The sequence below is a fragment of the Thermosynechococcus sp. genome, assembly GCF_025999095.1.
In the GTDB taxonomy this organism is placed as follows: Bacteria; Cyanobacteriota; Cyanobacteriia; order Thermosynechococcales; family Thermosynechococcaceae; genus Thermosynechococcus.
Genome location: NZ_AP024678.1, coordinates 2357879 through 2384009, shown reverse-complemented (window position 1 = coordinate 2384009; position 26131 = coordinate 2357879). Strand labels below are relative to the sequence as shown.

Sequence of the window (26131 nt, the reverse complement as noted above, 5' to 3'; positions counted from 1 at the left end):
GAAGCGACCTAGGGTACATTAAAAGATAAGGGGGGTGACTCCCACCGGTGACAGAGAATTTTGCCCGACCTTTGAAGACCTGTGAACACCTCTGAACGATGAGCGATCGCGCCCTTCGACCGGCTCTTGTAGCTGCTGTGAAGCCTGGCTCCATTGCTGCGGAGTTGGGATTTGAACCCGGTGATGCTTTGGTGGCCATTAATGGCGATCGCCCCCGCGATCTAATTGACTACCGCTTTCTCTGTGCCGATGAATACCTCACTCTTGAAGTGTTGGGCAAAGACGGCCAAACCTACGTTCTCGAAATCGAAAAAGAGATTGACGAAGATTTAGGCCTAGAATTTACCACTGCCCTCTTTGATGGTCTAATGCAGTGCAACAATCGCTGCCCCTTTTGTTTTATTGATCAACAACCGCCCGGCAAACGGGAAAGCCTCTATATTAAGGACGACGACTACCGCCTCAGTTTTCTCTATGGCAGTTATATTACCCTGACAAACCTTCTCCCCTCAGAGTGGCAGCGCATTGCCCGCTTGCGCCTTTCCCCCCTTTACATTTCTGTCCATGCTACAGTGCCCAGTGTCCGCCAACGCCTACTGAAAAATCCCCGCGCTGGCGAGATTCTGCAACAGATTCGCTGGTTTCAGGAACAGCGGCTACAACTCCATGCTCAAGTTGTTGTTTGTCCAGGCATTAATGATGGCGAGTGCCTAGAGCAAACGCTGCGAGATTTAGCCCAGTTCTATGATCCTGATTGGCCAACAGTCCTCTCAGTGGCTGTAGTGCCCGTAGGGCTGACCCGCTTTCGCCCTGCTGAGGATGAACTCACCCCTGTCACCTCCGACCATGCCCAAGCAGTGATTCAACGGGTACAGGCTTTACAGCAGCAATTTGAACGGCAGTGGCAAACCCCCTTTGCTTGGCTGGCGGATGAATGGTTCTTGATTGCTGGGTGGCCGTTACCGCCAGCAGCCCACTATCAGGACTATCCACAACTCAGTAATGGAGTGGGCACCATTCGCCTGTTCCTAGAAGAGTTTGACCTTCACGCCCAACAGCTCCCTCAACGCCTACCACGGTCGCGGCATCTCAGTTGGGTAGTCGGCAATACGGTGGCACAGGCTTTTGAACCGTTGGTGGCACGCCTCAATCAGATTGAGAACTTGCGCCTTGATCTCTATGCCTTGGCCAGTGACTATTGGGGACAGCAGATGTCAGTGACAGGGCTACTGACCGGCCATGATTTGATTTATCACCTGAAGGGCAAACCCCTAGGCGATCGCCTCCTCCTGCCCAGTCTCATGCTCAAGCACGATGCCCCCATTTTTCTCGATGATGTGCCTTTAGCCACTGTGGAGGAGGCTCTAGGGGTACCCATTCAAGTGGTCTCTGGCGGTGCAGCAGGAATTATTGCCGCTTGTACCCATCCCTAAAATCACTGATCTTGCCCCTTGGGATCCAAGCAACCTATAATGGCTGGATGCTGTCCGCTGCACGCTCAACGCTATGACTGCCACCTCATCCCGTCCGGTTCGCATTGGTTCCCGCAAAAGCCAACTCGCTCTTGTCCAAACGGAATGGGTACAGGTGCAACTGCAAACCCACCATCGCGATCGCGCCTTTGAGGTGGTGACAATGACGACCCAAGGGGACAATATCCTTGATGTGGCCCTTGCCAAAATTGGCGATAAGGGACTCTTTACCAAAGAGCTAGAACTCTCAATGCTGCGGGGCGAAACTGATTTGGCTGTCCATTCCCTGAAGGATTTACCCACTAAGTTGCCTGACGGCTTGGTTTTGGGCGCGATTACCGAGCGGGAAGACCCCGCGGATGCCCTCGTTTTAGGTGCGAAATGGACAGGACACACCATTGATACTCTCCCTGAAGGTACAGTCATTGGTACCTCGTCATTGCGACGCTTGGCCCAACTGCGCCACTACTATCCCCATCTCACCTTCAAGGATGTACGGGGCAACCTAAATACCCGCCTCGCCAAATTGGATGCTGGGGAATACGATGCCCTGATTTTGGCGGTAGCTGGTCTGCGGCGTTTGGGGTTTGGCGATCGCATCAGCCAAGTCTTGCCGGCAACGGTATCCCTCTATGCCGTCGGTCAGGGCGCTTTGGGTATTGAATGCCGCGCCGAGGATGCCGATATTTTGGCTTTGGTCAAAACCCTTGAACATCCGGAAACAGCAGCCCGTTGCCTAGCGGAGCGAGCCTTCCTACGGCAATTAGAGGGGGGCTGCCAAGTTCCCATTGGCGTTCACACAGTGATTGAAAATGGTCAACTGACCTTAACAGGCCTAGTGGCAAGTCTAGATGGCCAACGCCTTGTCAAAGACAGTCTCACAGCAGATGTGGCCATGCCAGAAGAACTGGGCACCCGCTTGGCCTTAAAACTTCGTGAACAGGGTGCGTCCGAGATTTTAGAAGAAATTTTCGCCACAGCCCGCCCTGAACGCTAGGGGGCTCTTACCAGGGATTGCCAATCATGGTAAAAGCTGCCCAGTAATAGGGATGACTCAGGGAGCGATCGCCCCGCCCTTTGGCAACCTCTGGCGGCAGTGGAATCTCTCCCCGGGGTGTCTGCAGTTGGTTGCCCTTGACGGTTACCTCACCGCGCAACATCTCCAGTTGGGCTTGGCGCAGAGCCTCTGCTTTTATTGGTGCCGTATTTAAACGGTCATAGAACCGGGTCATCAAAGCCAATGTGCCCTCATCACTCACATACCAGAGACTGGCCACCGCCGACTTCACGCCCGCTTGCACCGCCAAACCTGCAAACCCCAATTCAGCATCTAAATCACCCACTGCTGTGCGACAGGCACTGAGAGTGAGCAGCTCTATTGGCGGACGATAGAGGCGTAGGTTTCGCAACTGAATTAAATTTAGCCGACCGTCCCGAAACGCAATGTAGGAGTTTTGGGGAGCTCCTGGTCGAAATTCGCCATGGGTTGCTAAGTGAATCACGCCATAGGTGCCCTGACGGTGCTGTTTCTTAAAATTGGCAAGGGTAAAGGCCTCATTCAGGAAAACCGATCCCCCCCCTAGATCCTGAGCCACTTGCTGTAATTCTACAGGCACTGCCGGTAAGGGGGATTGGTCGGGGAAATCAGACGCTCCCATGGCCAAGATGCGGGCTTCTTTGATATTCACATAGCGGGTGTCCGTGAGGCTCATACTGGGAACCAAGCCGACACTAAAGCGCTCTACCAAAAAGTTTTGGCCGTCATGGAGTGCCGCCAGCGGTATCCCTCGTAGACCGTCGTCAGGAATGAACACCAAAGTATCAATCTGTTGGGCTTCCAGAGCTATCCGCAGGGGGGCAATGAGCCACTGGTACAACTGCTGAGCTGCAGGCAAATAGGCGCGGGTATTGACTAAGCGGGGATCCCGCACCAAATTAGTAAGGGTTTCCGCCGTTTTGAGGAGGCGATCTTGGCCCACACCCCCTACTGCTCGGTAAAGGGGATCTCCTTGTGGTGTAATGGCCAGTAAATCCGTCTGATTCGGACGGCTGAGGACATAGATGACAGCTGGTTTTTTCCCCGTTTGCAGGGCCTGCTCTCGTAGAATTGCTTGAATTTTTTCGCTGGATAACTCAGGAACATCTGAAGGACGCCCAAAGTAAGCCAAAAAGCTTTGAGTATTTTTCTGCTCTACAAGACTGATGACCTGACTGGAATTATTATTTGCCAGTGAAGAGGTAATCGTGGGCAGAAACAAAACCGGTGGCGCACCAACCGGCGGTTGCATTAAAGAAGGTGGTACCGGGCTAATGGGATTCAATAAACTCGCTCCGGCACCACTAGAAGAAGGTTCAGTCTTTTCGAGGAGGGCTGTAGCACTGCTGTTGTTTTGAGCGACAGTAATAGCGGAAACGATGCCCACAAGACCAATGAAGGTAGGGAACCATACCCGTACCAAGACCCGGAAGGCCATAGAGCATTTCTCCTAGAAAAAACTAATACTTATAGCTGGATACAATGTTACAAAAGAGGTGGTGAAAACTAAGCTGCCCAAATTGGTTTTGGATACGATGTGGGGTGAATTTGATAGGTTCGATAGGTACTTGGCCTGTGAGGCTGCTTGGCACTGGAAGCCTGGGATATTGATGGGCGATTGTATCACCGAGTAAAGTCTGTCCTGCCGAAGAAGTCTAAAATAGAGTGCTGAGAACGGAGCGCAATTTGAAGCGGATAGCGATCGCGCTCAAGTTATCATGACCATTCACTTGATTCCCTAGATTGATGAGTTCGTGAAGGGACTGATGGAGTGGCAAACTAAAGTCGAGCATTGGTAGCAAATGACTGATAATGTGAGTTTCAAGGCAGCGGTTATCCGAGAGGCCATCCGAACAAAGGAGAATCAGGGTGTCTTCCAGGATGTCCAAGTCTATGATCTCAGGGGTAATAGCTTCATTATTGCGTGGCCCTAGGGCTTGGGTGAGTTGATAGGCGTCGGGCCGGCCATAGGCAATTTCGGGCTCGACCCCCTGTTGAATCAGACGTTGACCGACTTCGTGATCTGTGGTTAGTTGTTGCAGTCCTTGGCGTTTGGTGAAGCGGTAGATACGACTGTCGCCGACATGCCCAAGGCGGAGATGGTAATTATGAAGCAGGGCCATGACAAGGGTTGTACCCATGCGACCACTGCCGGTTTTTGCTTTTTGATCATTGGTGGCAAAAATGACCTCGTTGGCACGGTAAATGGCGTTGCGTACCTCGTCGGCACTCGGAAGTTCTCCCTGCCACGGCCAAGTCTGCTCGAAGTATTCATGAACGGTTTTAGTGGCTAAGGAGCTAGCAACTTCTCCTTCGGCGTGGCCGCCCATGCCATCACAGAGAACATAAACCCCTTGAACCTCTAGTTGTTGACCGTTGGGGGTTATGCGCATCTGCTGCCGATGATTGATGAGATAGAAATCCTCGTTGTGGTGGCGATCGCGCCCAGGATCAGTGTGGGCAGCAACGTCCACTTGAACCAGTTGTCGTGGTAGGAGGGCAGTTGGCGCATCCTCAATAGCGGTGTGATCCTCTTCTGCTGATTCTGGTGAGAGGGTGATGTCTGGCAGTTTATCTATTAGATCGCCTAGATCGCCTAGATCGCCCGTACTTTCGCCTGTCTCCGCCTCAGACACGGGTTCACTGCGCAAGGTGGAGGCAAGGGAGTCAAGCAGCATCTGAATTTCTGAGATTTTCTCCAGCGGAGCCGTACTCAAAGAGACCAACAAGGGCATGAAAACGGCTTGGCGGCGACTAGAGGCATGGGCAAATAACTCTTGCCAGACGCTAACGAGGCTAGGGGGCGGCGTGGGTCGCTCAAAAGTTTCCCCTAAGGGCAAAGTGAAGTCCAGTTGATGCAGCCACAATTGATCGTCTGGGTTGACGGCTAAGTTTCTGACTGTCAGCAAGGAATAATGGCAATGCCACGGTTCTAAAGTTTTCCAGAGGTCAATCATGCCCTCTAGGTACTGGAAAATTTGCTCATCGGCAATGTTGTCGTCTTGCCAAACATCTTGCAGAGGGCGCGCAGTGTGATTGTACTCGAGAATAATGCCATGGCAGTAGTTGACTGGTAAGTTGCTTGTGGAAACGGTATCTAGCCAGGCATCGTGAATGGCTGGAATGGTTTCGGGATAGACAAGGTGTAGGGCAAGGTAGGCGATCGCCACCGCACTGAGGTCAGGGTATTGAGCTTGCAAATGGGGAATGACCACCGTAGGATCCAGGATATTTAGTCCCTGTGCCCAGTCCTGAGCTGTTTTGCGGAGGGTTTCTAAGAGCGTCGGCTCCTCAGGCTGTAGATCCTGCACCAATTGGGGCAAATCACAGGCGTAGTGGTGATCCCAGCGTTGGTAGCGGTGCTGTGGGTCAAAAAAGGCGGCCGTATTGGGGGGATTGGTGTCCTGCTCAAACACCGTTCCCTCAGAAGTGCGGTTGGGGGCAGCCAAAATGGGGTGATCAGGATAGGCAGGATAAAGGACGCCCCACCAAAGTTTGAGGTTGTGATCAGTTTGAGCGGTAGCCATTAGAGCAGTGAGCCAGCAAAAAGAGCACAGCGACGACCACCCCTTGCAAGAGGTATCCCCTATTGTATAACCATCGCCCTAGGACAGGCTTTTTCTACGTCTTGCTGCTGTTTTTTATGACGATTCTTCAGCCATTGCCATCAAGGGGAATGATTTTGGCAAGACGGTTGAGGACACCCGACTTGCCACGGGTTGATGCAAACGGATTAACCGGGCCAAGGTTGACTTTAGTTGGGTGCGCGGCACAATTACATCAACAAAGCCGCATTTCTGGACAAATTCGGCGGTTTGGAAGTCGTCGGGGAGTTTTTCCCGCAGCGTTTGCTCAATGACCCGCCGTCCGGCAAAGGCAATTGTTGCCTTCGGCTCGGCAATAATAATATCCCCCAACATCGCAAAGCTAGCGGTCACGCCCCCAGCAGTGGGATGGGTCAAGACGGGGATATAAAGCAGACCAGCACTGCGATGACGCTCAAGGGCAGCAGCAGTTTTGGCCATTTGCACCAGGCTGAGCATGCCTTCTTGCATGCGGGCACCGCCAGAGGCACAAACAATAACAAGGGGAATATGTTCCCACGTGGCCCGCTCAATCAAACGGGTGATTTTCTCACCGACAACACTCCCCATGCTGCCGCCCATGAAGGCAAAGTCCATCACTCCCAAGGCAACCGGCAGACCTTCGAGTTGGCCCAGGCCAGTTTGTACGGCATCCTTAAGCCCTGTTTTCTCTTGATATTCCCGCAGGCGATCGCTATAGGGCTTGCGATCCTTGAATTGCAAGGGGTCACAACTGACCAAATTTTCATCTAGGGGGCGCCATGTGTGGGGGTCAATCAGTTGCTGGATACGCTCACTACTGCTGACGCGATGGTGATGGCCACACTCTGGACACACCAGCTGGTGGCTATGCAGATCCTTGCTGTAGATCATGACGCCACAGGCTTCGCACTTTGTCCAGAGACCCTCGGCGATCTCCCGCTCTGGCTGCATGGGTGTCAACGCAGTTTCTTTACGGCGATTTGCAAACCAATCAAATAAAGACATTGTAGAAAATTCCCTTTAACGTTGAAGTCTCAAACAGCGCGTTTGTATGGGTCTCTCCGAAGAGTATCCACTAAGAATAATTACTTATCATCCCACTTTGTTGCATTTTTGCAATATATCGCACAAGTTTGGGAAATTATGCAGGGGTCTGGGGAGAGATCACCGATCCAAGGGGAACTTCGGTGTCACAATAAGAGGAAGTTAACAGTTCGCAGCGTAGCACTGGGTTGAATCTATGTCCATGGTTGCAGTCGTGGTGGCGATCGCCATCTTGGGAATCTTGATTTTTGTCCATGAGTGGGGGCACTTCATCGCTGCCCGCAGCCAAGGCATTCACGTCAACCGCTTTTCCATTGGTTTTGGCCCTATCCTTTGGAAATTTCAGGGCAAAAAGACTGAGTACGCCCTGCGCCTGATTCCCTTGGGGGGCTACGTGGGTTTTCCAGACGATGACCCCAATAGCGGCGTTCCCGCCAACGATCCCGATCTCCTAAGCAATCGTCCGATTTTGGATCGCGCCATTGTCATCAGCGCCGGGGTGATTGCCAATTTGGTCTTTGCCTATTTGCTACTGCTGGTGCAGGTGGGGGTCATGGGCATTAGTCAAGCCACGTACCACGAGGGTGTGCTCATTCCTGCCCTTGTTCCTGAAAGTAGCCTTGTGGCCACCAAAGCGGGCATTCAGCCGGGGGACTTGGTTTTAGCCGTGGATGGCCAACCCTTGGGTGCCGATACCAATAGCTTGCCAAACCTAATGCGAGCTATTCAGCAGCATCCGCAGCAACCCCTGACACTGACAATTCAACGTCAAGGGCACATCCAAGAGATTACTGTCACCCCAGAGGTCAGTGAGGATGGGCAAGCTCGGATTGGCGTTCAACTAGCGCCCCATGTCGACATTCACCGCGAACACACCCTAAACCCGATTAAATTAGTTACGGCAGCCGCAGCGGAGTTCCAGCGCGTGATTGTCCTGACCCTAGATGGTTTTCGGGAACTGTTCCGGCATTTTGATCAAGCGGCTCAACAGGTCTCTGGACCGGTAGCCATTGTTGCCATGGGCGCGGATATTGCCCGCTCGAATGCTGACCAGCTCTTTACCTTTACCGCGTTGATCAGTATCAACCTGGCCATCATCAACATTCTGCCCTTTCCAGCCCTAGACGGTGGTCAACTGCTTTTCTTGCTGGTGGAAGCGCTTCGGGGTCGTCCTTTACCCAATCGCATCCAAGAGGGCGTGATGCAAACAGGGCTGGTTCTACTCCTTGGATTGGGAATGTTCCTGATTGTTCGGGACACCGTGAACCTCACGGGCTTCGGCTGGGTGCAGCAACTCTTTTAAGCCCAGCTATGGCTATCACCCGTCGCCTTTCGGCCAAGCAACAACGGGCGCTGGAAATTCTCACCCGCCTCAAGCGTCTCTATCCCAATGCCACCTGTAGCCTCAACTTTGCCAATCCGCTGCAACTGCTGGTGGCCACGATTCTCTCTGCCCAGTGCACCGATGAGCGGGTGAATCAAGTTACACCGGCACTGTTTGCGCGCTATCGCGATGCCAAAGATTTTGCTATGGCTGATTTGACCGAGCTGGAACAGTACATCAAGTCCACGGGGTTTTATCGCAACAAAGCCCGCCATATTCAAGGGGCCTGTCGCCGCATTGTCGAAGTCTATGGGGGTCAAGTGCCCAAGGTCATGGAAGATTTGCTTTCCCTGCCGGGAGTCGCTCGCAAAACGGCCAATGTGGTTCTTGCCCACGGTTATGGCATTTTAGGCGGAGTTACCGTGGATACCCATGTCAAGCGCTTGAGCCGGCGGCTGGGCCTTACCCAAGAAACCGATCCTGTGAAAATTGAGCGGGACTTAATGCGTCTGATTCCCCAGCCCGATTGGGAAAACTGGTCAATTCGCTTGATTTACCATGGCCGTGCAGTTTGCCAAGCCCGTCAGCCCCAGTGCGAAAGCTGTGAACTGATTGATTTGTGTGCTACGGGCAGGAAGCTGATACCAAAGCCATAGAGAGTTTCAGATAATCAGATAATATGGAAGATTTTTGATCTGGCCCAACGGCAACCCTAGCCGCCACCACGGGCAAACAGCCTGTCAGCCTCTAGGGCCTCCCTTGCAGCAGGATGTGGCACCCTTGAAGCCCCGCCTGTGGGTTTGCCGGTGAGTTAATTGGTCTATTTTGTCTATTTTGGCGCATTCTGGTTGGGGAAACAGGGCTGCCGCCGCGATCGCTGCGCTCAGGAACCCCGTGGCGATCGCAGAGCCAGATCATGACTGTTAGATCCACCCTCAACCACGGGTGGTTGGCTGCAGGATTGATCTGAGTATTGATCCACCCCCTCCGATTGAGGCATTGCGGTGGACATGACCCACACTGATATTGAATGATTATTAATGATAAAAACCGCCTCTATGCAGCCTTGGGGGTACCAGAGTTATGGCGCTACAATGGTGGGAGATGGCAAATGGTCCAGTTGCGGGATGGCATCGATCGCTCCCCTTTCATGGATGCCCAAAGAGTCTCTTTATGGCTGCTTGGCAGAGGCCAAAATGGATGAGGTAGCGGCACAGAAAATTGGCAACGCTGGGTGCAGAAACAACGGCCATGGTGATTTATCGCCTCAATGCCCTTACGGATAATTACATTTTTTTGCTCCATGATCCGCAAACGGGGACAGCGGCAGTGGTGGATCCAGCAGAGCCAGAACCCGTCCTTGCCAAATTAGCGGAATTGGGGGCAACACTAAGGGCGATTTTCAATACCCACCACCACTGGGATCATGTGGGTGCCAATTGTGCCCTGCGATCGCGCTTCCCAGATATCGCAGTCTACGGCAGCCGTCAAGATCAAGGCCGCATTCCAGAGCAAACCGTTTTCCTGAAGGCGGGCGATCGCGTTCCCTTTGGCCAAACTTATTTTGACGTCCTCTTTGTTCCCGGCCATACCCGCGGTCACATTGCCTACTATGCGCCGACAACGGGCGATCTATTTTGCGGTGATACGCTCTTTGGCGGCGGTTGTGGGCGTCTTTTTGAGGGAACCCCGGCCCAGATGTTGGACTCATTGAATCAACTGCGGCAGCTACCGGAGGAGACGCGGGTCTGGTGCGCCCACGAATATACCCAAAAGAACCTTAGCTTTGCCCTTACCGTCGAAGCGGATAACCCTACCCTGCAAGAGCGCTATGCCCAAGTTTGTCGCGATCGCGCCCAAGGGCAAGCCACGATTCCCAGTACGATTGGCCTTGAAAAGGCGACAAATCCCTTTTTGCGCTGCGAAGTTAGGACCATTCAGATGGCCGTGGGGGCAACCACACCTTTACAGGCCTTTACGCGATTGCGGGGTAAACGGGATCAGTATTGACAGGAATCATACAGTAAGCATTTATACTACCAGAACAGTAATCTAGTTTTATATTCCTCTACCGACAAAGCCGCTATGGCAGTTTCCTATCAGAGTCGCTTCTTTAGCTTTTGGCGACAGCAATGGCAACGTTGGCAGCAACGGTGGCAGCGCCAACAATGGCAGATTGAAAGCACCCTCAGTGGCACACTTCAGGTCATTGGCTCAATTCTGGCACAATTTTGGCAGCAGCGAGTTCCCCAACTGTTGGGCACGGTTTCCCAAATGCATCAACGCCTCCTGCCGAAGCCGACAGCGGCACCCCCTGCCGATGAAGCCCTGTTAACCGTCATGTCTGCTTTGTCCCTCACACCAGGAGAGGATCAATCTTGGGTAGTGGCGATCGCCCCCATTGCTCGCCCCCTTAACTTGGTGGCAGCGCTGGATGGCCCCTTGGCAACGCTGGTTTCAATCCCCCGTCCAAGACATTACCCTCAGCGGCCGCACCCTTGGCACAGCGGCCACCTGTTTACCTTGCCTGCGATCGCCCCACAAAATCCCTCTTGCTTGTGGATGAGGCTGCTCGCCCCTTGAAAATCTTTACCCCCACAGAACAGCAGCAAATTGAGCAACACATTGCCTACGCCTTGGCAGTGTACTACCAGCATGTTCGGCAGTGGTATCGGCGACAACATCACTGGTTCTGGGGTTGGTGGGAGCGATCCCTAAAAGCAGACTCTAACCCACCGTCCTGTTTGGTGGCAACCTTTCTGGGGCAACTGCAGTTAACAGGTACCCGTGAAGGGGATTTAGTCCTACCCTCGGCGTCTCCCTTGGCCGCTGCTGTCCGCTGGTTGCGATCGCGCCTCCCCTCTGGTCGCAAGAACACGCTTTCCCAAGTGCGGGTACAGGGGATTGCTACTCTCTTAGAAACACAGCAGATGGTGCTCATTGGCACCGATAACACCATCCTGTACATCCTCAGCCCTGCTCAACAGGCGCAAGCCCTCGCTTGGATTGAACGCCATCTTCATCCCTTCAAGCTGCCCTTCCAAGACTGGCTGACTCAGCTCTCCTACTGGCTAGGAGGATTCCAACTTCCTGCGGTAGCAACCGCGAATTCACCCCTATTGGCAGCTACGGATGCTTTGCCAGTCTTTTCTCCCGTGGAGACCCTGCTCAGTTTAGGGAGCACCTCGGCGCCATTCACTCCTGCATCGCCCTCGGAGACGGCGGCCACCAGTGTCCATCCGAATCCAGAGCAGTTGATTCTTGATGTGGATGCTGCCCTCATTGGGTATGAACTCCACTGGTTTGAACGGCTACTGCTGTGGTGCGATCGCCTGTTTCTCTGGATTGAAGAACAGCTGATTCGTTTGGGGCGGTGGCTCTTGCAGCAGTGGCAGCGCCGGTGATCCTTCTAACGGTTCTCGATTTGGTGAATCACCTGCATCATTTGGTTGTAGGATTGCGTATTCCCCTGCTGGCGATAGAGTTCAGCTGCTTGCCGCAGATCAGGTAGGCTGGCTTTGAAGTTCTCTTCTAAAAGATATGTCACTCCCCGCAAAGCAAAGGGCATTGGATCCCGCGGGGTAAGCTGGGTCAAGGTCGTCCAACTGGGGCGACTGAGGGCATAGTCCCCCATCATAAAAGCGGCAACTCCCCGCAGCAAATGATAGTCAGTACTCTTGGGATTGGCGGCAATGAGGCGATCAAATACGGCGATACTACGGCGAAAATCCCCACTGAGAAACAGCGCCAAGGCCTGAATCATTTGCAGATCACTGTTGTTGGGTCTGAGGGCAAGGGCGCGCTCACTCTCCGCAATGGCATTGCCAAAGTTGCCCAGGAGCAAATTCAAAAAGCTACTCACGCCATAGGCTTCGGTGTACTGGGGATTGAGGGCGATCGCCTTAGCAATGTCCGGCTGGATTGTGCCCGGTCGTTCAGCCATATTGCGCATAAATGTCTCCAGCAAAGGGGTGGGTGGGTTGGGAGGAAAGGCATCCTTGAGGATAGGGTTGCCCTGGGTGAGACGGCTCAAGTACTTGGTACCCAGTTCTTCACCAAGCTGATTAAAGTCTTGGTTAGGCACAAGGGCAAAAATTTGCGCTACGGCCCGTCCTAGATAGGCCTCACTGTAGTTGGGATTGAGGGCGATTGCTTGGCTGTAGTTTTCAATGGCAGGGGCAAAATTTTGGCGCTGGAAGGACGCCTCAGCGGCAAGGAAATAGTCTGCTGCCTTCATGGGGGTCACAGCAGGTAGAGCCGTGGTTGGCCGCGACGGTGTTGCCAAACTCAGGTAGGTATGAATGGGAATGCCGAGATTAAAGCCGCGTTTAACAAAGACGGTACTAGAGCCATTGCCCTCCTGGACAAGCGTAGAAGCAATATCGGCACTGCCATGAATCCCAATTAAACGGCCATTTTCATCGAGGACAGGCCCGCCACTCATCCCTGGCAGCGTGGGGTTGCTATAGACTAGGGCATAGCCATCTTGAATCGGACGTGAGGCATTGGCCGTCAGCCGTCCCTCTGTAAATTGATAAATGCCACCTAGCACCGAGGCCTCCTGAGCAGGAAAACCAGCTACAAAAACAGGCATACCCTCCACCGCTTCTCCAGAGTTTCCCAGTGTGGCAAGGGTGTAATCACGGTTGCTTTCAATTTCTAGTGTGGCTAGATCAACACTGGGCAAGCGACGAATTGAGCGGGGTCGCATGGCATGGCGCTGACCATCAACCGTTTTCACAGTGTACTGGCCGCCCTTTTCAACCACATGGTAGGCGGTGAGAATGACGTAAGTATTGCCATGACGCTGCAATAGGATGCCTGAGCCATGGCTGTTGGCACCTTCAATCAGCACGGTGATCTTTTTGGCGATGCGGGCAACTTCTGTAACGCTTACTGCTTGACTCGGAAAAGGCTGAGCAATGTGGAGGGTGGCGATCGCCATTCCCACCAATGACCAACTGTGCCAGCGCCCCATTGGGATACCTCCAAGCAAACTCTAGCCCCACGATAGTCTATTTCTCAGGGATTCTAGGCAGACCCAAAGGGCAGTTGAACTGCCGTAATCGCTTCCACCAAGGGCGATCGCAAAGCAGCGATATACTCTGGCCAGCCAATGAGAATGGGTTGCTGATGGGCCAGGGTTTGTTCCTGTAAACCTGTGGCATCAAAACGCAAGGGATTTCCCTGCAAGTCGGTGCACACCAAACCTGCCGCTGTTGCCAAAGCTAAGGGGGCGGTGGTATCCCAGAGCTTAACCCGCTGATTTAAGTAGAGGTAGAGTCCCGCCCGTCCCAAAATTACTTCAATCACCTTGAGGCCAAAACTGCCCAGAAAGCGAAATTCCACTTGGGGCAACACCCGATGAATTGCATCGCCGTAGGTACGGTAGTCGCGATAGCCAATCATCATCGGGCAATGGTCGCCATTAGGGGAAGGTGGACAAACGGGTAATAGGGGGACAGGTGGCCCACCGCTGCTCATTTGAAAGAGTCCCCAGTCTTTACCGCCGTAGTAGAGATGGTCCAGATTGGGGGCATAGATCCAACCCGCCACTGGACTGTAGTGCTCTAGCAAACCCACCATTAGGGCATAGCCTTGGCGATGGTGAATCAGATCATCGGTACCATCAAGGGGATCAATCAGCCAGTAGCGATTTTTCGGTTCCTGAAAAACTGCTGGGGAGTCGGCATTTTCCTCACTGATGATGCCATCTTCAGGAAACCAAGCACGAAATTTCTGACTCAGCAGCCGATCCAAGAAGCGATCAATACTGGTGGCAAAGTCTTGGCGTCCCTTTTCAATGACATCAAAGGGTTGCTGTGCCAGTTGCCGTGCCCGTTGCCCCGCTTGGCGCAGGAGTTGATTGATCTGCCAGATTTGGCTAGAGGTCAGAGGGGGAGAAGTCGTCATTTGAGATCCAGCCGTCCACTTTCCTTTAGTTTGGCGTTAAAGACCAGCGGCTCCTGTAGCGATCGCTGCCGTAGCTGTTCGAGAATCGCTGCTTCAACTCGCCGCGCCACCTGTTTCAGCAGTTTTGGTTGAGTGAGTGAGTCGGCACTGGCCCATGCAGTGCGTTCGGCCTCGGTCATTTGCTCCTTGACATCAATGGCATTTTCCCACTGGGGGCGATCGCGCTCGTTGCCTAAGGGCACAGTTCCCAATTCCGCTAGCCACTGCTGTTTCATGGTTTCTAGCCACGGGCGATCGGGGCGCTCAATAGCGATCGCTTTGTAGCCACTACACCCCTGAGGACAGCGCACAAGGTGTTGTAGCAAACTCAGTCGTATATCCCGAGAATAGCCAATATACTGCACCCTGCCGGCAGCATCAAAAATGGCATAGAGACCGATCGCTCCCTTGAGATCAGGGGCCACACGACCTGAACCATCAATATAGGGATGGAGGGGCAATTCAGCCAAAGTCGGCGCAGGAAGGCTCATATCAGCAGGGGTGGCTTTTTTCGCGTGCTTCACCCTCAGTATGCCCTATCTCTGGCTATAAAGCCTTGACCAATGCGGTTGCCACCGAAGCATAGTTCCACTCAAGCTAGAATGAGAGTCTTAATCAAACCACCACTGTTCCAGCCTAGTGCGAACGAAGGATATCTGGCGATGTTTTGGACAACTCGGCTATGGCAACGCCGCTGGTCTGCTTGGCTCTATCCTTGGCGGGGGATGGATTGGCTACTTTTAATTGCAGTATGGTTGATTACGCTGCTAGGGGCAGTGGCCATTCACAGTGCTGAGCTGCACATTGGCGAAAAGGATGGCTTCCAACATCTGGCAATCGCGGGCGTGGGTACAGTTTTGCTTTTCCTACTGGCACGGCTGCCGACCTCGGTCTTTATCTCAGCCCACTGGTGGGTCTATGGCCTCAGTTGTCTCCTCCTACTGGCTGTGAGCCTATTTGGCGTTGAAGCTAACGGCGCCCAGAGCTGGCTGCCCATTGCGGGCTTTAACCTCCAGCCTTCTGAATTTGCCAAAATCTCGATCATCCTCACCCAGGCTGCCCTCCTCCAGCGGGTGCCTGCCAATGGCCTCAGCGGCATTCTACGGGTGTTTGCGGCAACGGCCTTGCCCCTAGGGTTGATTTTGTCGGAACCCGATCTGGGTACTTCCCTGGTCTTTGCTGCCATCACCCTGGGGATGCTCTACTGGGCCAACGCCCGTTTGGGTTGGATTGTGCTGATGCTCTCCCCTTTGGTGGCCGCGATTCTCTTTGCCCTACCGCTGCCCTATGAACTCAATCTCGTGCTGTGGTTCCTGTGGACATTGGGGATGGGGGTAGTGGCGTGGCAAACCCTGCCCCTTGGTTGGATTGGGGCGATCGGTGGCATTGTTCTGAATCTTTCGGGGGCAGGGCTGGGGCAATTGCTGTGGAGTGTTCTCAAGGACTATCAAAAAGACCGCCTCTTGATGTTCTTAGATCCGGATAAAGATCCCCTGGGGGCGGGCTATCACCTGATCCAATCCCGCATTGCCATCGGCGCCGGTGGCCTGTGGGGGCGAGGGCTATTTCATGGGACGCAGACACAATTGGGGTTTATCCCTGAGCAGCACACGGACTTTATTTTTTCTGCCATCGGTGAGGAATTAGGCTTTTGGGGCGGCTTGCTAGTGTTAGGACTGTTTTGGTTCATTGGGCTGCGGCTATTGCAAATTGCCAATAGTGCCCGGGATGATTTTGGCTCACTCCTTGCCATTGGCCTCTTTGCCATGTTGATGTTCCAAGCGGTGGTCAATATCGGCATGACCATTAACCTGTTTCCTGTGACGGGCATTCCCTTGCCGTTCCTCAGCTATGGCCGTTCTGCCCTCTTGGCCACCTATGTTGGTTTAGGGCTGGTACAATCGGTGGCCAATCATCGCCCGCGATCGCGCTACTGAAGCCAAGCCTGCTTGTTAAAATTCATGAAGATTGCCAATAGCAGTAAAATCCCATGAGCAAGTCCCCCGAACCTACGTCTGCCCCTGCCGAGCAGCCCAGTTATGTCAAATTGGCCATGCGCAACATGGTGCGTAAGAGAGGCAAATCCCTGATCCATTTTGCCCTCACCAGTATCGGTCTGTTGGCGTTGTTGGTGGGCTTGTCCTACCTCACCCGTTAGGGAGTTGGTGAGAACCAAGAAAAAACAATGCCGGTTACCGTCTATCTGGAACTGCACCATCCTTCCCTGAGCGCTGAAGTGGCGGCACTCCCTTGGTCAGCGTGGTTTCACACATGGATGGCAATGGTGGAGCCCAATGCAGGCAAAGAGTATGAGCTGACCCTGCGTTTGACAACCGATGCCGAGATTCGAGCCCTTAACTGTCGGTATCGCGATCGCAACACCCCCACGGATGTGCTTGCCTTTGCCACCCGCGATGATGCCCTGCCGCTGCCCCTAGAGGAACCTGAATACCTTGGGGACATCATTATTTCTGGCGATACTGCCCGTCAGCAAGCCACAGAAAGTGGGCACACTCTCTCTATAGAGATCACCTGGCTAGCCTGCCATGGCCTTCTCCACCTCCTAGGCTGGGATCATCCCGATGAGGCCCAACTGGCACGGATGTTAGCTCAGCAGGCCGAGTGCCTGGCAGCCGTCGGGCTTACACCCCCAATGTTCCTTAAATGCTCTGTTGGCTAGGAACGAAATTGAAAACCATGTGCTTAAATGGGAGGCGTTAACAACCAAATTTCTTGAAATTTCTTCTTTAAGGTGTATGAAAGCCAACGTCAACACTTAGATGTGAATATTTGGTGTGATGGATAACGTTATGACACAAAAAGTTCTAGCCACCTACACTGAGAAAGCCTCAGGGACAACCCCACTGCGAGGGCGCTCCTACCGTGTGGCCTCCTGCCTACTGAATAGTTTCCGTTACGCGTGGGCAGGGGTCGTCTATACCTTTCAAACTCAGCGCAATTTTCGGATTCATACCGCAGTTGGCCTGAGCGCGATCGCCCTCAGTGGTTTGTTAAAACTTCCCCCCGTTGAGGTGGCAGTGATTTTGCTGACGATTGGTATTGTCATGGGGCTGGAGTTGCTGAATACGGCTCTTGAAGCGATAGTAGATCTCACCGTTGGCCGGGAATATCACGAACTTGCCCGCATTGCTAAAGATTGTGCCGCTGGTGCAGTGCTACTCAGTGCGATCGCAGCCGTGGGGGTGGCAATGGCCTTAATTGTGCCCCCCTTGGTTGATCCAATTGCGGGAATATTGCCATAGGCTGGTCCTCTAACTAGGGGCGGCTAAACATTAAAGCGAAAGAGCATCACATCCCCCTCCTGCACAACGTAATCTTTGCCTTCACTGCGTACTAGGCCTTTTTCCTTGGCCACCGTCATGGATTGACAGGCCACAAGATCCTCATAGCTTACCGTTTCGGCGCGAATAAAGCCCCGCTCAAAGTCACTGTGAATGACGCCGGCCGCTTGGGGCGCTTTGGTACCCGCTGGAATTGTCCACGCTCGGGTTTCCTTAGGCCCTGTGGTAAAGAAAGTTTGCAGGCCAAGCAGCTTATAGGTTGAGCGAATGAGCGATCGCAGGCCCCCCTCCGTCACGCCAAGACTGGCGAGATACTCGGCGCGATCGGCCTCGGGCAAATCCACGAGCTCGGCCTCCACTTGAGCCGAGACAATCACCACCTCCGCCCCCTCTTGCTTTGCCATCTCCTGAACTGCTGCTGTCCAGTCATTGCCAGTGGCCAAATCCTGCTCAGCCACGTTAGCGGCATAGATCACAGGCTTACGAGTGAGCAAGCCGAGAAAGCGAATGGCCGCCTCTTCATCCTCTGTCAGTTGACACAGACGGGCAGGCTGTCCCTCATTGAGTACCCCCAGGAGCTTTTCAAGGGCCGTCAGCTCAATCTGGGCTTCTTTTTGCGATCGCGCCGCCTTGCGGGTGCGTTCAATGCGCTTTTCTATCTGGGCTAAATCCGCCAGGGCAAGTTCTAAGTTAATCACGGCAATATCCTCAACCGGATTGACCCGCCCTGCCACATGGACAATATCCGGGTCCTCAAAGCAGCGCACCACGTGGACAATGGCATCCACCTCGCGAATATTTGCCAAAAACTGGTTGCCCAGTCCTTCTCCTTTGCTGGCTCCCTTTACTAAGCCCGCGATGTCCACAAACTCTACCCGCGTCGGCACAATCTGAGCAGATTGGGAAATTTTTGCCAGGACCTCCAGCCGCTCATCGGGGACTGCGACAACACCAACATTGGGTTCAATCGTACAGAAAGGGAAATTGGCTGCCTCGGCCTTAGCATTGGCCACAAGGGCATTAAACAGTGTTGATTTGCCCACATTGGGTAGGCCGACAATTCCAGCGCGTAGCATCGGACCCTATAACCTAATTCTTAGGGGGAACCCTTCCCCATCAACAATATTTAAGAGGGGGAATGTTAATTTTTAGTAACATCTCAACTTATCAGAAATTCCAGCCCTAGGCAAGCATGGGCCCACCCAAAACCTCTACCAGCGCAGAAGCGGTAGCAAAAATAAAAGAGGCAACCCTTGATGGGTGCCTCTGCGTTGTCGCTAACTGCCAGACTCTAGCAGCTTATTTGCCTAATTTGCCTAGGCATCAAAGTAGAGAGTAAATTCATAGGGGTGAGGACGCAGTGACATGGGAATGACTTCTGTGTCCAGCTTGTACTGAATCCAGTTGAGGATAAAGTCTTCGCTAAAGACACCCCCCGCCGTGAGGAAGCTGTGATCCTTTTGCAGATTTTCCAGGGCCGCCATAAGTGAACCGGGGGTTGAGGGAATCTTGGCCAATTCTTCGGGGCTGAGGTCGTAGATATCAACATCCAAGGGGCTACCCGGATCGATTTGATTCTTGATGCCATCAATACCTGCACACAGCATCGCCGCAAAGGCAAGGTAGGGATTACTCGTGGCATCGGGGCAACGGAACTCGAGGCGCTTCGCTTTGGGGTTGGGACCAGTGAGGGGAATCCGCACAGAAGCAGAGCGGTTGCCTTGGGAATAGGCAAGGTTCACGGGGGCCTCAAAGCCGGGAACCAGTCGTTTGTAGGAGTTCGTTGTCGGGTTGGTAAAAGCCAATAGCGCCGGAGCGTGCTTGAGGATACCACCAATGTACCAGAGAGCAATTTGGCTCAAATTGGCGTAGCCATCTCCCCAGAACAGGGGCTGGCCATCTTTCCAAATCGACTGGTGGGTATGCATCCCCGAGCCGTTGTCGTTGAAGACGGGCTTGGGCATAAAGGTTGCCACTTTACCGTGCTTGCGGGCAACATTCTTGACGCAGTACTTATAGGTCATTAGCCAGTCGGCAGCTTGAATGAGGGTGCCAAAGCGGAAACCCAACTCGCACTGCCCCGCCGTAGCCACTTCGTGGTGATGCTTTTCAATGGGTACACCGCACTTGGCCATCGTCAAGAGCATTTCTGTGCGCAAGTCCTGCAGCGTATCTGTGGGCGCAACGGGGAAGTAACCCTCTTTGCCACGGATTTTGTAGCCGAGGTTGCCCCCTTCTTCTTCACGGCCAGTGTTCCAAAGACCTTCAATACTGTCAACGTAGTAGTAGCCAGACCGTTGATTTTGGTCGTAGCGAACGTCATCGAAAACAAAGAACTCGGCTTCGGGGCCAAAGTAAGCCGTATCGCCAATGCCGGTTGCTTTTAAGTACTCAACGGCACGGGTGGCAATGGAGCGCGGGCAGCGATCGTAGAGTTCGCCGGTGCGCGGATCTTTGATGGTGCAAATCATGCTCAGGGTGGGTTCTTTCATGAAGGGGTCTTCCCACGCTGTATTCGGATCCGGCACCATCACCATGTCGGATTCGTTAATCGCTTTCCAACCGCGAATACTGGAACCGTCGAAGGGCACACCGTCGGTAAATGAGCTTTCACTGATTTGGCTTTTGTGAACCGTCAGGTGTTGCCACGTGCCGGGCATGTCAATAAATTTCAAGTCGATGAGCTCGTACTTGCTGTTGATCAAATCTAAGATTTCTTGGGGCGTTGCCATGTATAGGTTACTCCTTCTGTATTAGGCGCACCGCAGCGACAATCTATGGTAGAAAGTTGACCTAGTTAATTTTTGTATCGGAGGCTACCAAAATTTCGGTGTTTGTTCCTCCGCCGGAGGTGGCAGGGTGCTGTTTGGGGTAGAGCAGAGGCATGATCAGTAATCCCAAGCCCAGTCCAGCGATCGCCCCAAAGGGAAAGACAATCCAATTGGAATAGCCCCAAATGCCGTAGTGTTGTAGTGCCCACTCTAGGGGGTAAAACAGCATGAACACCACCGCCACTAAAAAGCCCCCCAGACCATATTGCGGCAACCAGTACCACTCCCGGGCAGTGGTGGACCCCTGAATCCACCAGCGCGTCAGGAGAACTCCAACAAGGGTGCCGTAGCAGCGCATACACACGGCCATTTTCCAAGGGGAGGCCAGCATTAACCCCATTTCCGGTTGCGGACACACATGATGGCCCATGGTATAGATGATGTGGGCAATTTTAGGCAAGAAAAGAAAATTGCTGGCCGCCAAAAAGGGAGCAAATAGAGGGCCTAGAATGAGTGCCGCCAGAATAACGTCAGGCCATCGGGGAGAAAGCGATCGCCACTGCACCATCAAATTTCAGAAATGATACAAAACGATAAACAACCCCCTAGAATTTAACAAATTGTTCGGCACGAGGGCAATCAGGGGCTAGGTAGAGGGCAGAGGGGTGATCTGTCCACACGAGAGTGCGGCTTGATCTGCTGCGGCGACTCAATTTAAGATGCCTAGGAGGCTAAGGCCGCTTTGGTCACCGTTGTCAGCGAGGCGGTGTTTTTAACCGTCTCTAAGCGAGGGGAATTCCCCATGAGGGAGGCGGCAAAGAGTTGACGGTAGAGTTGCCCCATCTGAAGGGCGATCGCCTCCCAGTTGAAGAGGGCCTGCACCCGCTCGCGACCGTTGGCCCCAAGGGTACGCGCCCATGCTGGGTCCGCCAACAGGCGTTGAATGGCATTGGCCAAGGCGGTGGCATCCTGAGGCGGCACCAGTAACCCTGTTTCCCCGGGAATTACCGTGAATTGCAGACCCCCAACGGCAGAAGCAATCACCGGCGTCCCACAGGCCATTGCTTCAATGGCCACCAAGCCAAAGGGTTCATAGTAGCTGGGCACCACGCAGACATTGGCAGCACTGTAGTAAACCGCCAAGTGCTCGTGGTCAATTTGCCCCACAAAGGTGACGCGATCGCCCAAGTTATACTCCTGCACCAATCCTTCAATGCGCCGCCGTTCGGCCCCATCGCTGCGCTGCGGATCACTCCCCCCCACAAGGAGTAACCGCCCTTGGGGGATCTGAGCCATTGCTGCCACCAGTGTTTCAATCCCTTTGCGGCGATCAAAGCGACCCACATAGAGGACAATCGGCTCATCGGGCGGCAAATTTAGTTGGGTGCGGGCATCGGCGACGGGGTAAAAGAGATTCAAATTGGTGCCACAGGGAATCAGGCGGGTTCGCCCTGCCTTGGAGACCCAACGCCGCAGATAGGCTTCCTCCTGGGGGCTAGTCACAATCACACAGTCGGCATGTTCAAGGATGGCTTTTTCGACCATGAGGCGGGTTTCATCCCGTTGGGCTTGCTCAGAAGCCACTTGATATTTGACTACCCCCAAGGAGTGGTAGGTGTGCAGCCATTGGAAATTCAATGTCTGACGCAACTGCCAACCCACCCAGCCAGAGAGCCAGTAATTGGTGTGGATCAGCGGATAGCCATACTTGGCGTGGTAAGCCTTGAAGGCTTCGACAAACTTGGGTAGTGTCTCAAAGAGTTTTTCCCGAGGAATGTAGGTCAGGGGGCCTGCCTCTAGGCGAATGGTGCGACAGTGGGGGCTGTGCTCAATCACATCGGGGTCATCGGGATGGATTTTGCGGGTAAACATATCCACGTGCCACCCGGCGGCCGCTAGGGCTTCCCCCAATTGCCGTACATAGATATTTTGACCGCCGGCGGATTCATGGCCGACATCGGCGGCGGGGTCCCCATGAACAGAAATCAAGGCAATGGGCTGACGGGCAGGGACCTGCGGCTGGGACATGGCAAAGGCCCGAGGAAGTGTATTTTTTGCTGTACGGGTTGATAATGCTTGCATAAATACACCTTTTGAATTGAATAACTTGAATAACGGTCAAAGAAAGACTTTTGCAATGGGGTCAGGGGTACACCTAACTGGCCAGCAGTTCAATGGTTCCCCTACGATGTCCATTATGGACAAAGGTATTGGCAACAACGGTATCATAGACAGCTTCGTACTCGCTCACCATTCGCTCGACACTGAACCGCTGCCAAACGTAGTCGCGACAGGCCTGGCGATCGAGTTGCGGCACTTGGGCAACGGCGGCAACACAGTCTTCCACCGAGTGACAGAGGAAACCGGTTTTACCGTGCTCAATGACTTCGGGGGCTGCCCCCTTGGCGATCGCCACCACTGGCGTACCGGCGGCCATGGATTCAATCATGACTAGGCCAAAGGGTTCCTGCCATGTAATCGGAAAGAGCATGGCGATCGCCCCCCCAAGGAGAGCATTCTTGGTCGGGTGATTGGCTTCGCCGATGAACTGGATAAATTCACCGTCAATGTGGGGTTCAATCAATTCCTTGAAGTAGTCGCGATCGACTCGATCTACTTTGCCGGCCATCCGCAGCGGAATGCCCACCCGCTTGGCAATTTCAATGGCATGGTGAGGCCCTTTTTCCGGCGAGAGCCGTCCTAAGAAGGCCAGATAGGGCGGATCGCTGGGCTGAGGGTAGAACTGATGGGTTTCCACGGCAATGGCGTTATAGACCGTGGCAATGTAGTTCAAGTCCCGTAGTTGCCGCTGGGAGTGGGAAATGCTGACGTAATTTTGGTGGCGATATTGGGTGAAGATGCGCTCGTTATCCGGCGTAAAGCGACCATGGAGGGTATGAACAACGGGTGTTTTCACCAGATTGGTGTAGGGTAAAGCCGTATAGCCCACATGGGAATGGATAACATCAAATTCATTGGCGCGACTAAAGACCTCTCCCAATTGCAGCGCTTCATAGACGGCGTACTCCTGCACCTTGGGATCGAGGCGAATGGCCTGGGGATAGGTAGAAACCAATTTGGCTTGGGTAATTGAGTCGCCACTGGCAAATAGGGTCACCTCATGACCGCGCTTGACTAACTCTTCTGTGAGCAGACTCACCACCAACTCCACACCGCCGTAGGCTGGCGGCGGGACCCGTTCCCACAGCGGTGCAATTTGAGCAATGCGCATACAAGCCTCCTCGAACAATACGGTGGATCACCGCTGCCCTGATGCTAATCGCGCGATTGACTCAGCAGCATAACTGCCTCAACGGTACGCAATATCAACAAAAAAAACCAAGGGGGTAAATCTCCACCTAAAACTTCGGGAATCCGTACTATTATTTGTTATTGTCGTTACATTTTGTTAGATTAAGGTGTGATAAAATTTTTTTCTTGGCTTTGAATTTTTTTGAAAAGAGTAATCTTCCTCATCGGAAAAAAAAGTACGGTGAACAGGTTCCTCTGATCGCTATTCTATGAACAGGCGTTGCCCATTTCACACCTCCTAAAATCTTAGTTGCAATCATTCATGGATATTCAACTGATTCAACTTTTTGTTAATGGCTTGGCGGTGGGGAGTATTATTGCCCTTGCGGCAGTGGGTTTAACCCTGACCTTTGGCATTTTGCGCCTGCCCAACTTTGCCCATGGCGACTTTATGACGGCGGGAGCCTACCTGACATTGCTGGCCAATGCTACAGGACTGGATATTTGGCTCTCAATGGCGATCGCGGGCTTGGGGACGGCAGGGTTGATGCTCCTGAGTGAGAAGCTCCTGTGGCAGCCGATGCGCGATCGCCGCGCCACTTCAACAACCCTGATGATTATTTCCATTGGTCTGTCGTTTCTGCTGCGCAATGGAGTGATTCTCATTTGGGGGAGTGAAAACCAGACCTATCGGCTACCGGTGATGCCTGCCCTTGATTTTTGGGGTGTGAAAATTATTTACTCGCAGGGGATTGTCATGATTTTGGCAGTGGCGGCGATCGCTGGGGTGCACCTGCTGTTGCAACGCACAAAAGTGGGCAAAGCCATGCGAGCCGTGGCCGATGATTTAGACTTGGCGCGGGTTTCGGGTATTGATGTGGAGTGGGTAGTGCTGTGCACTTGGCTTTTGACGGGTGTGCTCACGGGGGTGGCTGGGGGCCTCTATGGCCTGATTACGGCTGTGCGGCCAACGATGGGTTGGTTTTTGATCCTGCCCCTTTTTGCCAGTGTCATCCTCGGTGGCATTGGCAACCCCTACGGGGCGATCGCTGGTGCCCTGATTATTGGTGTGGCGCAGGAGGTGAGTACCCTCATTATCCCTGTGGAATACAAATTGGCCGTTGCCCTAGGGATTATGATGGCAGTGCTGTTGGTGCGCCCCCAAGGGCTATTTCGTGGCACACTCAGCTAGTGTGCCTAGGAGCAGGAGAAGTCCCCTGAACCCTTACACCCTTGAAACCCTGATTGCTGCCATTAATGCCGCGCCTCAAGATTGGCGCCCCTTGGTATTTACCAATGGCTGTTTTGACCTGATCCATGCGGGGCATGTGCGCTATCTAGCGGCCGCCCGTGCCCTCGGCAAACGCCTAGTGGTGGGGTTGAATAGCGATCGCTCGGTGGCAGCCCTAAAGCCAAAACGGCCGATTATTCCCGAACAGCAGCGGGCAGAGGTGCTCGCTAGTTTACGATCAGTAGATGCAGTGGTGCTATTTGGCGATCGCACTGCCACAACCCTGATCGAGGCTCTCCAACCGGAGATCTACGTCAAAGGGGGTGATTACCAACTGGAAACCCTACCGGAAGCAGCGGCGGTGCAACGCTATGGCGGTCGCATTGAATTGATTCAAGTAGAGGTTCCCAGTTCCACAACGGCGATCGTCCAACGCATTTTGGAGTTGTATGGGGAGGAATCATAGGGCGCATGGTCACCGCAGAACCAGCCTTGGCCGACTTACGGGAGCAGTTGTACAGCGGCAATGAAAAATCGCAACTGGCCGCCATGACCACCCTGAGCACAGCCGGCAGTGAAGGTTATGACCTCCTGCAGGAGTTCCTCAAAGACAGTGCCACCTTTTCTCCCCCACCCGCCCCTTGGGTTCGCGGTCAGGCCTATCGCCTCCTCTGCTACAGCCGAGAAGCCTCTGTGCAAGCCTTTTTGCAGCAACACTATCCCCAAGGGGTAATTCCGCTGCGCTCCGATCGCGGGGTGGACTATCAAGAACTGGCGGAATTGCTGGTGGCCGAAAAATTTGAAGCAGCCGATCGCCTGACGACGCAAAAACTCTGTGAACTGGCAGGGCCGATGGCCCAAAAACGCCGCTGGCTCTACTTTACGGAGGTGGAGCAGTTCCCGGTTGTGGATTTGCAGACGATTGATCAACTGTGGCTGGCCTTTTCCTTGGGTCGCTTTGGCTATTCGGTGCAGCGGCAACTGTGGCTGGGTTGCGGTCAAAACTGGGAGCGGCTTTGGGAGAAAATCGGCTGGCGACAGGGTAAGCGTTGGCCGCGCTATCCCAATGAATTTATTTGGGATTTGAGTGCCCCGCGTGGACATTTACCCCTGACCAATCAACTGCGGGGCGTACGGGTCATCAATGCCCTGCTCAATCATCCCGCTTGGACCCGCTAGAA

Annotated in this window: 25 protein-coding genes; 14 read left to right on the top strand and 11 right to left on the bottom strand. The window is 53.6% G+C overall.

Annotation, left to right across the window (positions count from 1 at the left end):
• Positions 1–98 precede the first annotated feature (98 nt).
• A complete protein-coding gene (locus Q0W94_RS11660; RefSeq protein ID WP_297759417.1) occupies positions 99–1433 on the top strand; it encodes a TIGR03279 family radical SAM protein in 1335 nt (444 codons plus the stop codon).
• Positions 1434–1506: 73 nt separating this feature from the next.
• Positions 1507–2469, top strand: a complete 963-nt coding sequence (gene hemC, locus Q0W94_RS11655) for a hydroxymethylbilane synthase (RefSeq protein WP_297759413.1) — start codon at positions 1507–1509, stop codon at positions 2467–2469.
• A 7-nt stretch (positions 2470–2476) separates the two neighbouring features.
• Here hemC and Q0W94_RS11650 read toward each other — a convergent pair whose 3' ends face one another.
• From Q0W94_RS11650 to accD, 3 genes are all read right to left on the bottom strand, one after another.
• Entirely contained in the window at positions 2477–3946 is a 1470-nt protein-coding gene (locus Q0W94_RS11650; protein ID WP_297759410.1) for a CHAT domain-containing protein, read from the bottom strand.
• A 217-nt stretch (positions 3947–4163) separates the two neighbouring features.
• The gene (locus Q0W94_RS11645) at positions 4164–6035 is read right to left on the bottom strand and encodes a serine/threonine phosphatase (protein ID WP_297759407.1); all 1872 of its coding nucleotides are present in this window, start codon (positions 6033–6035) and stop codon (positions 4164–4166) included.
• A gap of 114 nt (positions 6036–6149) precedes the next feature.
• Positions 6150–7079, bottom strand: a complete 930-nt coding sequence (gene accD / locus Q0W94_RS11640) for an acetyl-CoA carboxylase, carboxyltransferase subunit beta (RefSeq protein ID WP_297759403.1) — start codon at positions 7077–7079, stop codon at positions 6150–6152.
• Between the two features lie 235 nt (positions 7080–7314).
• Here accD and rseP point away from each other — a divergent pair, with 235 nt between their 5' ends.
• The 5 genes from rseP (at position 7315) to Q0W94_RS11615 (ending at position 11846) form a co-directional block, all read left to right on the top strand.
• Positions 7315–8421: an RIP metalloprotease RseP gene (gene rseP / locus Q0W94_RS11635; protein ID WP_297759400.1), complete on the top strand. Its 1107-nt coding sequence runs from the start codon at positions 7315–7317 to the stop codon at positions 8419–8421.
• 8 nt (positions 8422–8429) lie between these two features.
• Entirely contained in the window at positions 8430–9098 is a 669-nt protein-coding gene (gene nth, locus Q0W94_RS11630) for an endonuclease III (RefSeq protein ID WP_297759398.1), read from the top strand.
• Positions 9099–9693: 595 nt separating this feature from the next.
• Positions 9694–10452, top strand: coding sequence for a hydroxyacylglutathione hydrolase (gene gloB, locus Q0W94_RS11625; protein ID WP_297762435.1), 759 nt, complete (start codon positions 9694–9696; stop codon positions 10450–10452).
• A 75-nt stretch (positions 10453–10527) separates the two neighbouring features.
• Positions 10528–11025, top strand: a complete 498-nt coding sequence (locus Q0W94_RS11620) for a hypothetical protein (protein WP_297759394.1) — start codon at positions 10528–10530, stop codon at positions 11023–11025.
• The gene (locus tag Q0W94_RS11615) at positions 10941–11846 is read left to right on the top strand and encodes a hypothetical protein (RefSeq protein ID WP_297759393.1); all 906 of its coding nucleotides are present in this window, start codon (positions 10941–10943) and stop codon (positions 11844–11846) included. The genes Q0W94_RS11620 and Q0W94_RS11615 overlap by 85 nt, the downstream gene beginning before the upstream one ends.
• A gap of 5 nt (positions 11847–11851) precedes the next feature.
• Here Q0W94_RS11615 and Q0W94_RS11610 read toward each other — a convergent pair whose 3' ends face one another.
• From Q0W94_RS11610 to Q0W94_RS11600, 3 genes are read right to left on the bottom strand one after another with little or no spacing between them, the layout of a single operon-like run.
• The gene (locus tag Q0W94_RS11610; RefSeq protein ID WP_297759390.1) at positions 11852–13420 is read right to left on the bottom strand and encodes a serine protease; all 1569 of its coding nucleotides are present in this window, start codon (positions 13418–13420) and stop codon (positions 11852–11854) included.
• A gap of 53 nt (positions 13421–13473) precedes the next feature.
• Positions 13474–14355 (bottom strand): 3'(2'),5'-bisphosphate nucleotidase CysQ, encoded by an 882-nt coding sequence (locus Q0W94_RS11605; protein ID WP_297759387.1) that lies wholly within the window; start codon positions 14353–14355, stop codon positions 13474–13476.
• Positions 14352–14918, bottom strand: coding sequence for a GIY-YIG nuclease family protein (locus Q0W94_RS11600; RefSeq protein WP_297759384.1), 567 nt, complete (start codon positions 14916–14918; stop codon positions 14352–14354). The genes Q0W94_RS11605 and Q0W94_RS11600 overlap by 4 nt, the downstream gene beginning before the upstream one ends.
• A 138-nt stretch (positions 14919–15056) precedes the next feature.
• On the opposite strand from Q0W94_RS11600, the gene rodA reads away from it, so the two are divergent.
• The 4 genes from rodA (at position 15057) to Q0W94_RS11580 (ending at position 17657) form a co-directional block, all read left to right on the top strand.
• Complete coding sequence (rodA, locus tag Q0W94_RS11595; protein WP_297759383.1) at positions 15057–16331, top strand: rod shape-determining protein RodA; 1275 nt, start codon at positions 15057–15059, stop codon at positions 16329–16331.
• 53 nt (positions 16332–16384) lie between these two features.
• The gene (locus tag Q0W94_RS11590; RefSeq protein ID WP_297759380.1) at positions 16385–16552 is read left to right on the top strand and encodes a DUF3285 domain-containing protein; all 168 of its coding nucleotides are present in this window, start codon (positions 16385–16387) and stop codon (positions 16550–16552) included.
• A gap of 27 nt (positions 16553–16579) precedes the next feature.
• A complete protein-coding gene (gene ybeY, locus Q0W94_RS11585) occupies positions 16580–17074 on the top strand; it encodes an rRNA maturation RNase YbeY (RefSeq protein ID WP_297759376.1) in 495 nt (164 codons plus the stop codon).
• Positions 17075–17204: 130 nt separating this feature from the next.
• Positions 17205–17657 (top strand): diacylglycerol kinase family protein, encoded by a 453-nt coding sequence (locus Q0W94_RS11580; protein ID WP_297759374.1) that lies wholly within the window; start codon positions 17205–17207, stop codon positions 17655–17657.
• A 23-nt stretch (positions 17658–17680) separates the two neighbouring features.
• Here the strand turns inward: Q0W94_RS11580 and ychF are convergent, their stop codons facing one another.
• The 5 genes from ychF to Q0W94_RS11555 form a co-directional block, all read right to left on the bottom strand.
• Positions 17681–18772 carry a redox-regulated ATPase YchF gene (ychF, locus tag Q0W94_RS11575; RefSeq protein WP_297759371.1) on the bottom strand — a complete coding sequence of 364 codons (1092 nt, stop codon included), beginning with the start codon at positions 18770–18772 and terminating at the stop codon, positions 17681–17683.
• 240 nt (positions 18773–19012) lie between these two features.
• The gene (gene glnA, locus Q0W94_RS11570; RefSeq protein ID WP_297759369.1) at positions 19013–20428 is read right to left on the bottom strand and encodes a type I glutamate--ammonia ligase; all 1416 of its coding nucleotides are present in this window, start codon (positions 20426–20428) and stop codon (positions 19013–19015) included.
• Between the two features lie 61 nt (positions 20429–20489).
• On the bottom strand, positions 20490–21035 hold the full coding sequence (locus Q0W94_RS11565; RefSeq protein WP_297759366.1) for a DUF2085 domain-containing protein: 546 nt from the start codon (positions 21033–21035) through the stop codon (positions 20490–20492).
• Between the two features lie 155 nt (positions 21036–21190).
• The gene (locus Q0W94_RS11560) at positions 21191–22549 is read right to left on the bottom strand and encodes a glycosyltransferase family 1 protein (protein ID WP_297759363.1); all 1359 of its coding nucleotides are present in this window, start codon (positions 22547–22549) and stop codon (positions 21191–21193) included.
• Positions 22550–22622: 73 nt separating this feature from the next.
• Positions 22623–23699 (bottom strand): glycosyltransferase family 4 protein, encoded by a 1077-nt coding sequence (locus Q0W94_RS11555; RefSeq protein WP_297759360.1) that lies wholly within the window; start codon positions 23697–23699, stop codon positions 22623–22625.
• 342 nt (positions 23700–24041) lie between these two features.
• Here Q0W94_RS11555 and Q0W94_RS11550 point away from each other — a divergent pair, with 342 nt between their 5' ends.
• Genes Q0W94_RS11550 through Q0W94_RS11540 form a run of 3 tightly spaced genes read left to right on the top strand, consistent with a single transcriptional unit; the run spans position 24042 to position 26129 of the window.
• Positions 24042–24911 (top strand): branched-chain amino acid ABC transporter permease, encoded by an 870-nt coding sequence (locus tag Q0W94_RS11550; RefSeq protein ID WP_297759357.1) that lies wholly within the window; start codon positions 24042–24044, stop codon positions 24909–24911.
• A complete protein-coding gene (gene rfaE2, locus Q0W94_RS11545) occupies positions 24895–25416 on the top strand; it encodes a D-glycero-beta-D-manno-heptose 1-phosphate adenylyltransferase (RefSeq protein WP_297759355.1) in 522 nt (173 codons plus the stop codon). The genes Q0W94_RS11550 and rfaE2 overlap by 17 nt, the downstream gene beginning before the upstream one ends.
• 5 nt (positions 25417–25421) lie before the next feature.
• The gene (locus Q0W94_RS11540) at positions 25422–26129 is read left to right on the top strand and encodes a GUN4 domain-containing protein (RefSeq protein ID WP_297759352.1); all 708 of its coding nucleotides are present in this window, start codon (positions 25422–25424) and stop codon (positions 26127–26129) included.
• Positions 26130–26131 lie beyond the last annotated feature (2 nt).

What these genes read in the sequence shown, in the direction of transcription:
- Q0W94_RS11660 (WP_297759417.1), top strand. Translation starts at nt 99, where the DNA reads ATGAGCGATCGCGCCCTTCGACCGGCTCTTGTAGCTGCTGTGAAGCCT.
- hemC (WP_297759413.1), top strand. Translation starts at nt 1,507, where the DNA reads ATGACTGCCACCTCATCCCGTCCGGTTCGCATTGGTTCCCGCAAAAGC.
- Q0W94_RS11650 (WP_297759410.1), bottom strand. Translation starts at nt 3,946, where the DNA reads ATGGCCTTCCGGGTCTTGGTACGGGTATGGTTCCCTACCTTCATTGGT.
- Q0W94_RS11645 (WP_297759407.1), bottom strand. Translation starts at nt 6,035, where the DNA reads ATGGCTACCGCTCAAACTGATCACAACCTCAAACTTTGGTGGGGCGTC.
- accD (WP_297759403.1), bottom strand. Translation starts at nt 7,079, where the DNA reads ATGTCTTTATTTGATTGGTTTGCAAATCGCCGTAAAGAAACTGCGTTG.
- rseP (WP_297759400.1), top strand. Translation starts at nt 7,315, where the DNA reads ATGTCCATGGTTGCAGTCGTGGTGGCGATCGCCATCTTGGGAATCTTG.
- nth (WP_297759398.1), top strand. Translation starts at nt 8,430, where the DNA reads ATGGCTATCACCCGTCGCCTTTCGGCCAAGCAACAACGGGCGCTGGAA.
- gloB (WP_297762435.1), top strand. Translation starts at nt 9,694, where the DNA reads ATGGTGATTTATCGCCTCAATGCCCTTACGGATAATTACATTTTTTTG.
- Q0W94_RS11620 (WP_297759394.1), top strand. Translation starts at nt 10,528, where the DNA reads ATGGCAGTTTCCTATCAGAGTCGCTTCTTTAGCTTTTGGCGACAGCAA.
- Q0W94_RS11610 (WP_297759390.1), bottom strand. Translation starts at nt 13,420, where the DNA reads ATGGGGCGCTGGCACAGTTGGTCATTGGTGGGAATGGCGATCGCCACC.
- Q0W94_RS11605 (WP_297759387.1), bottom strand. Translation starts at nt 14,355, where the DNA reads ATGACGACTTCTCCCCCTCTGACCTCTAGCCAAATCTGGCAGATCAAT.
- rodA (WP_297759383.1), top strand. Translation starts at nt 15,057, where the DNA reads ATGTTTTGGACAACTCGGCTATGGCAACGCCGCTGGTCTGCTTGGCTC.
- Q0W94_RS11590 (WP_297759380.1), top strand. Translation starts at nt 16,385, where the DNA reads ATGAGCAAGTCCCCCGAACCTACGTCTGCCCCTGCCGAGCAGCCCAGT.
- ybeY (WP_297759376.1), top strand. Translation starts at nt 16,580, where the DNA reads ATGCCGGTTACCGTCTATCTGGAACTGCACCATCCTTCCCTGAGCGCT.
- Q0W94_RS11580 (WP_297759374.1), top strand. Translation starts at nt 17,205, where the DNA reads ATGACACAAAAAGTTCTAGCCACCTACACTGAGAAAGCCTCAGGGACA.
- ychF (WP_297759371.1), bottom strand. Translation starts at nt 18,772, where the DNA reads ATGCTACGCGCTGGAATTGTCGGCCTACCCAATGTGGGCAAATCAACA.
- glnA (WP_297759369.1), bottom strand. Translation starts at nt 20,428, where the DNA reads ATGGCAACGCCCCAAGAAATCTTAGATTTGATCAACAGCAAGTACGAG.
- Q0W94_RS11565 (WP_297759366.1), bottom strand. Translation starts at nt 21,035, where the DNA reads ATGGTGCAGTGGCGATCGCTTTCTCCCCGATGGCCTGACGTTATTCTG.
- Q0W94_RS11560 (WP_297759363.1), bottom strand. Translation starts at nt 22,549, where the DNA reads ATGCAAGCATTATCAACCCGTACAGCAAAAAATACACTTCCTCGGGCC.
- Q0W94_RS11555 (WP_297759360.1), bottom strand. Translation starts at nt 23,699, where the DNA reads ATGCGCATTGCTCAAATTGCACCGCTGTGGGAACGGGTCCCGCCGCCA.
- Q0W94_RS11550 (WP_297759357.1), top strand. Translation starts at nt 24,042, where the DNA reads ATGGATATTCAACTGATTCAACTTTTTGTTAATGGCTTGGCGGTGGGG.
- Q0W94_RS11540 (WP_297759352.1), top strand. Translation starts at nt 25,422, where the DNA reads ATGGTCACCGCAGAACCAGCCTTGGCCGACTTACGGGAGCAGTTGTAC.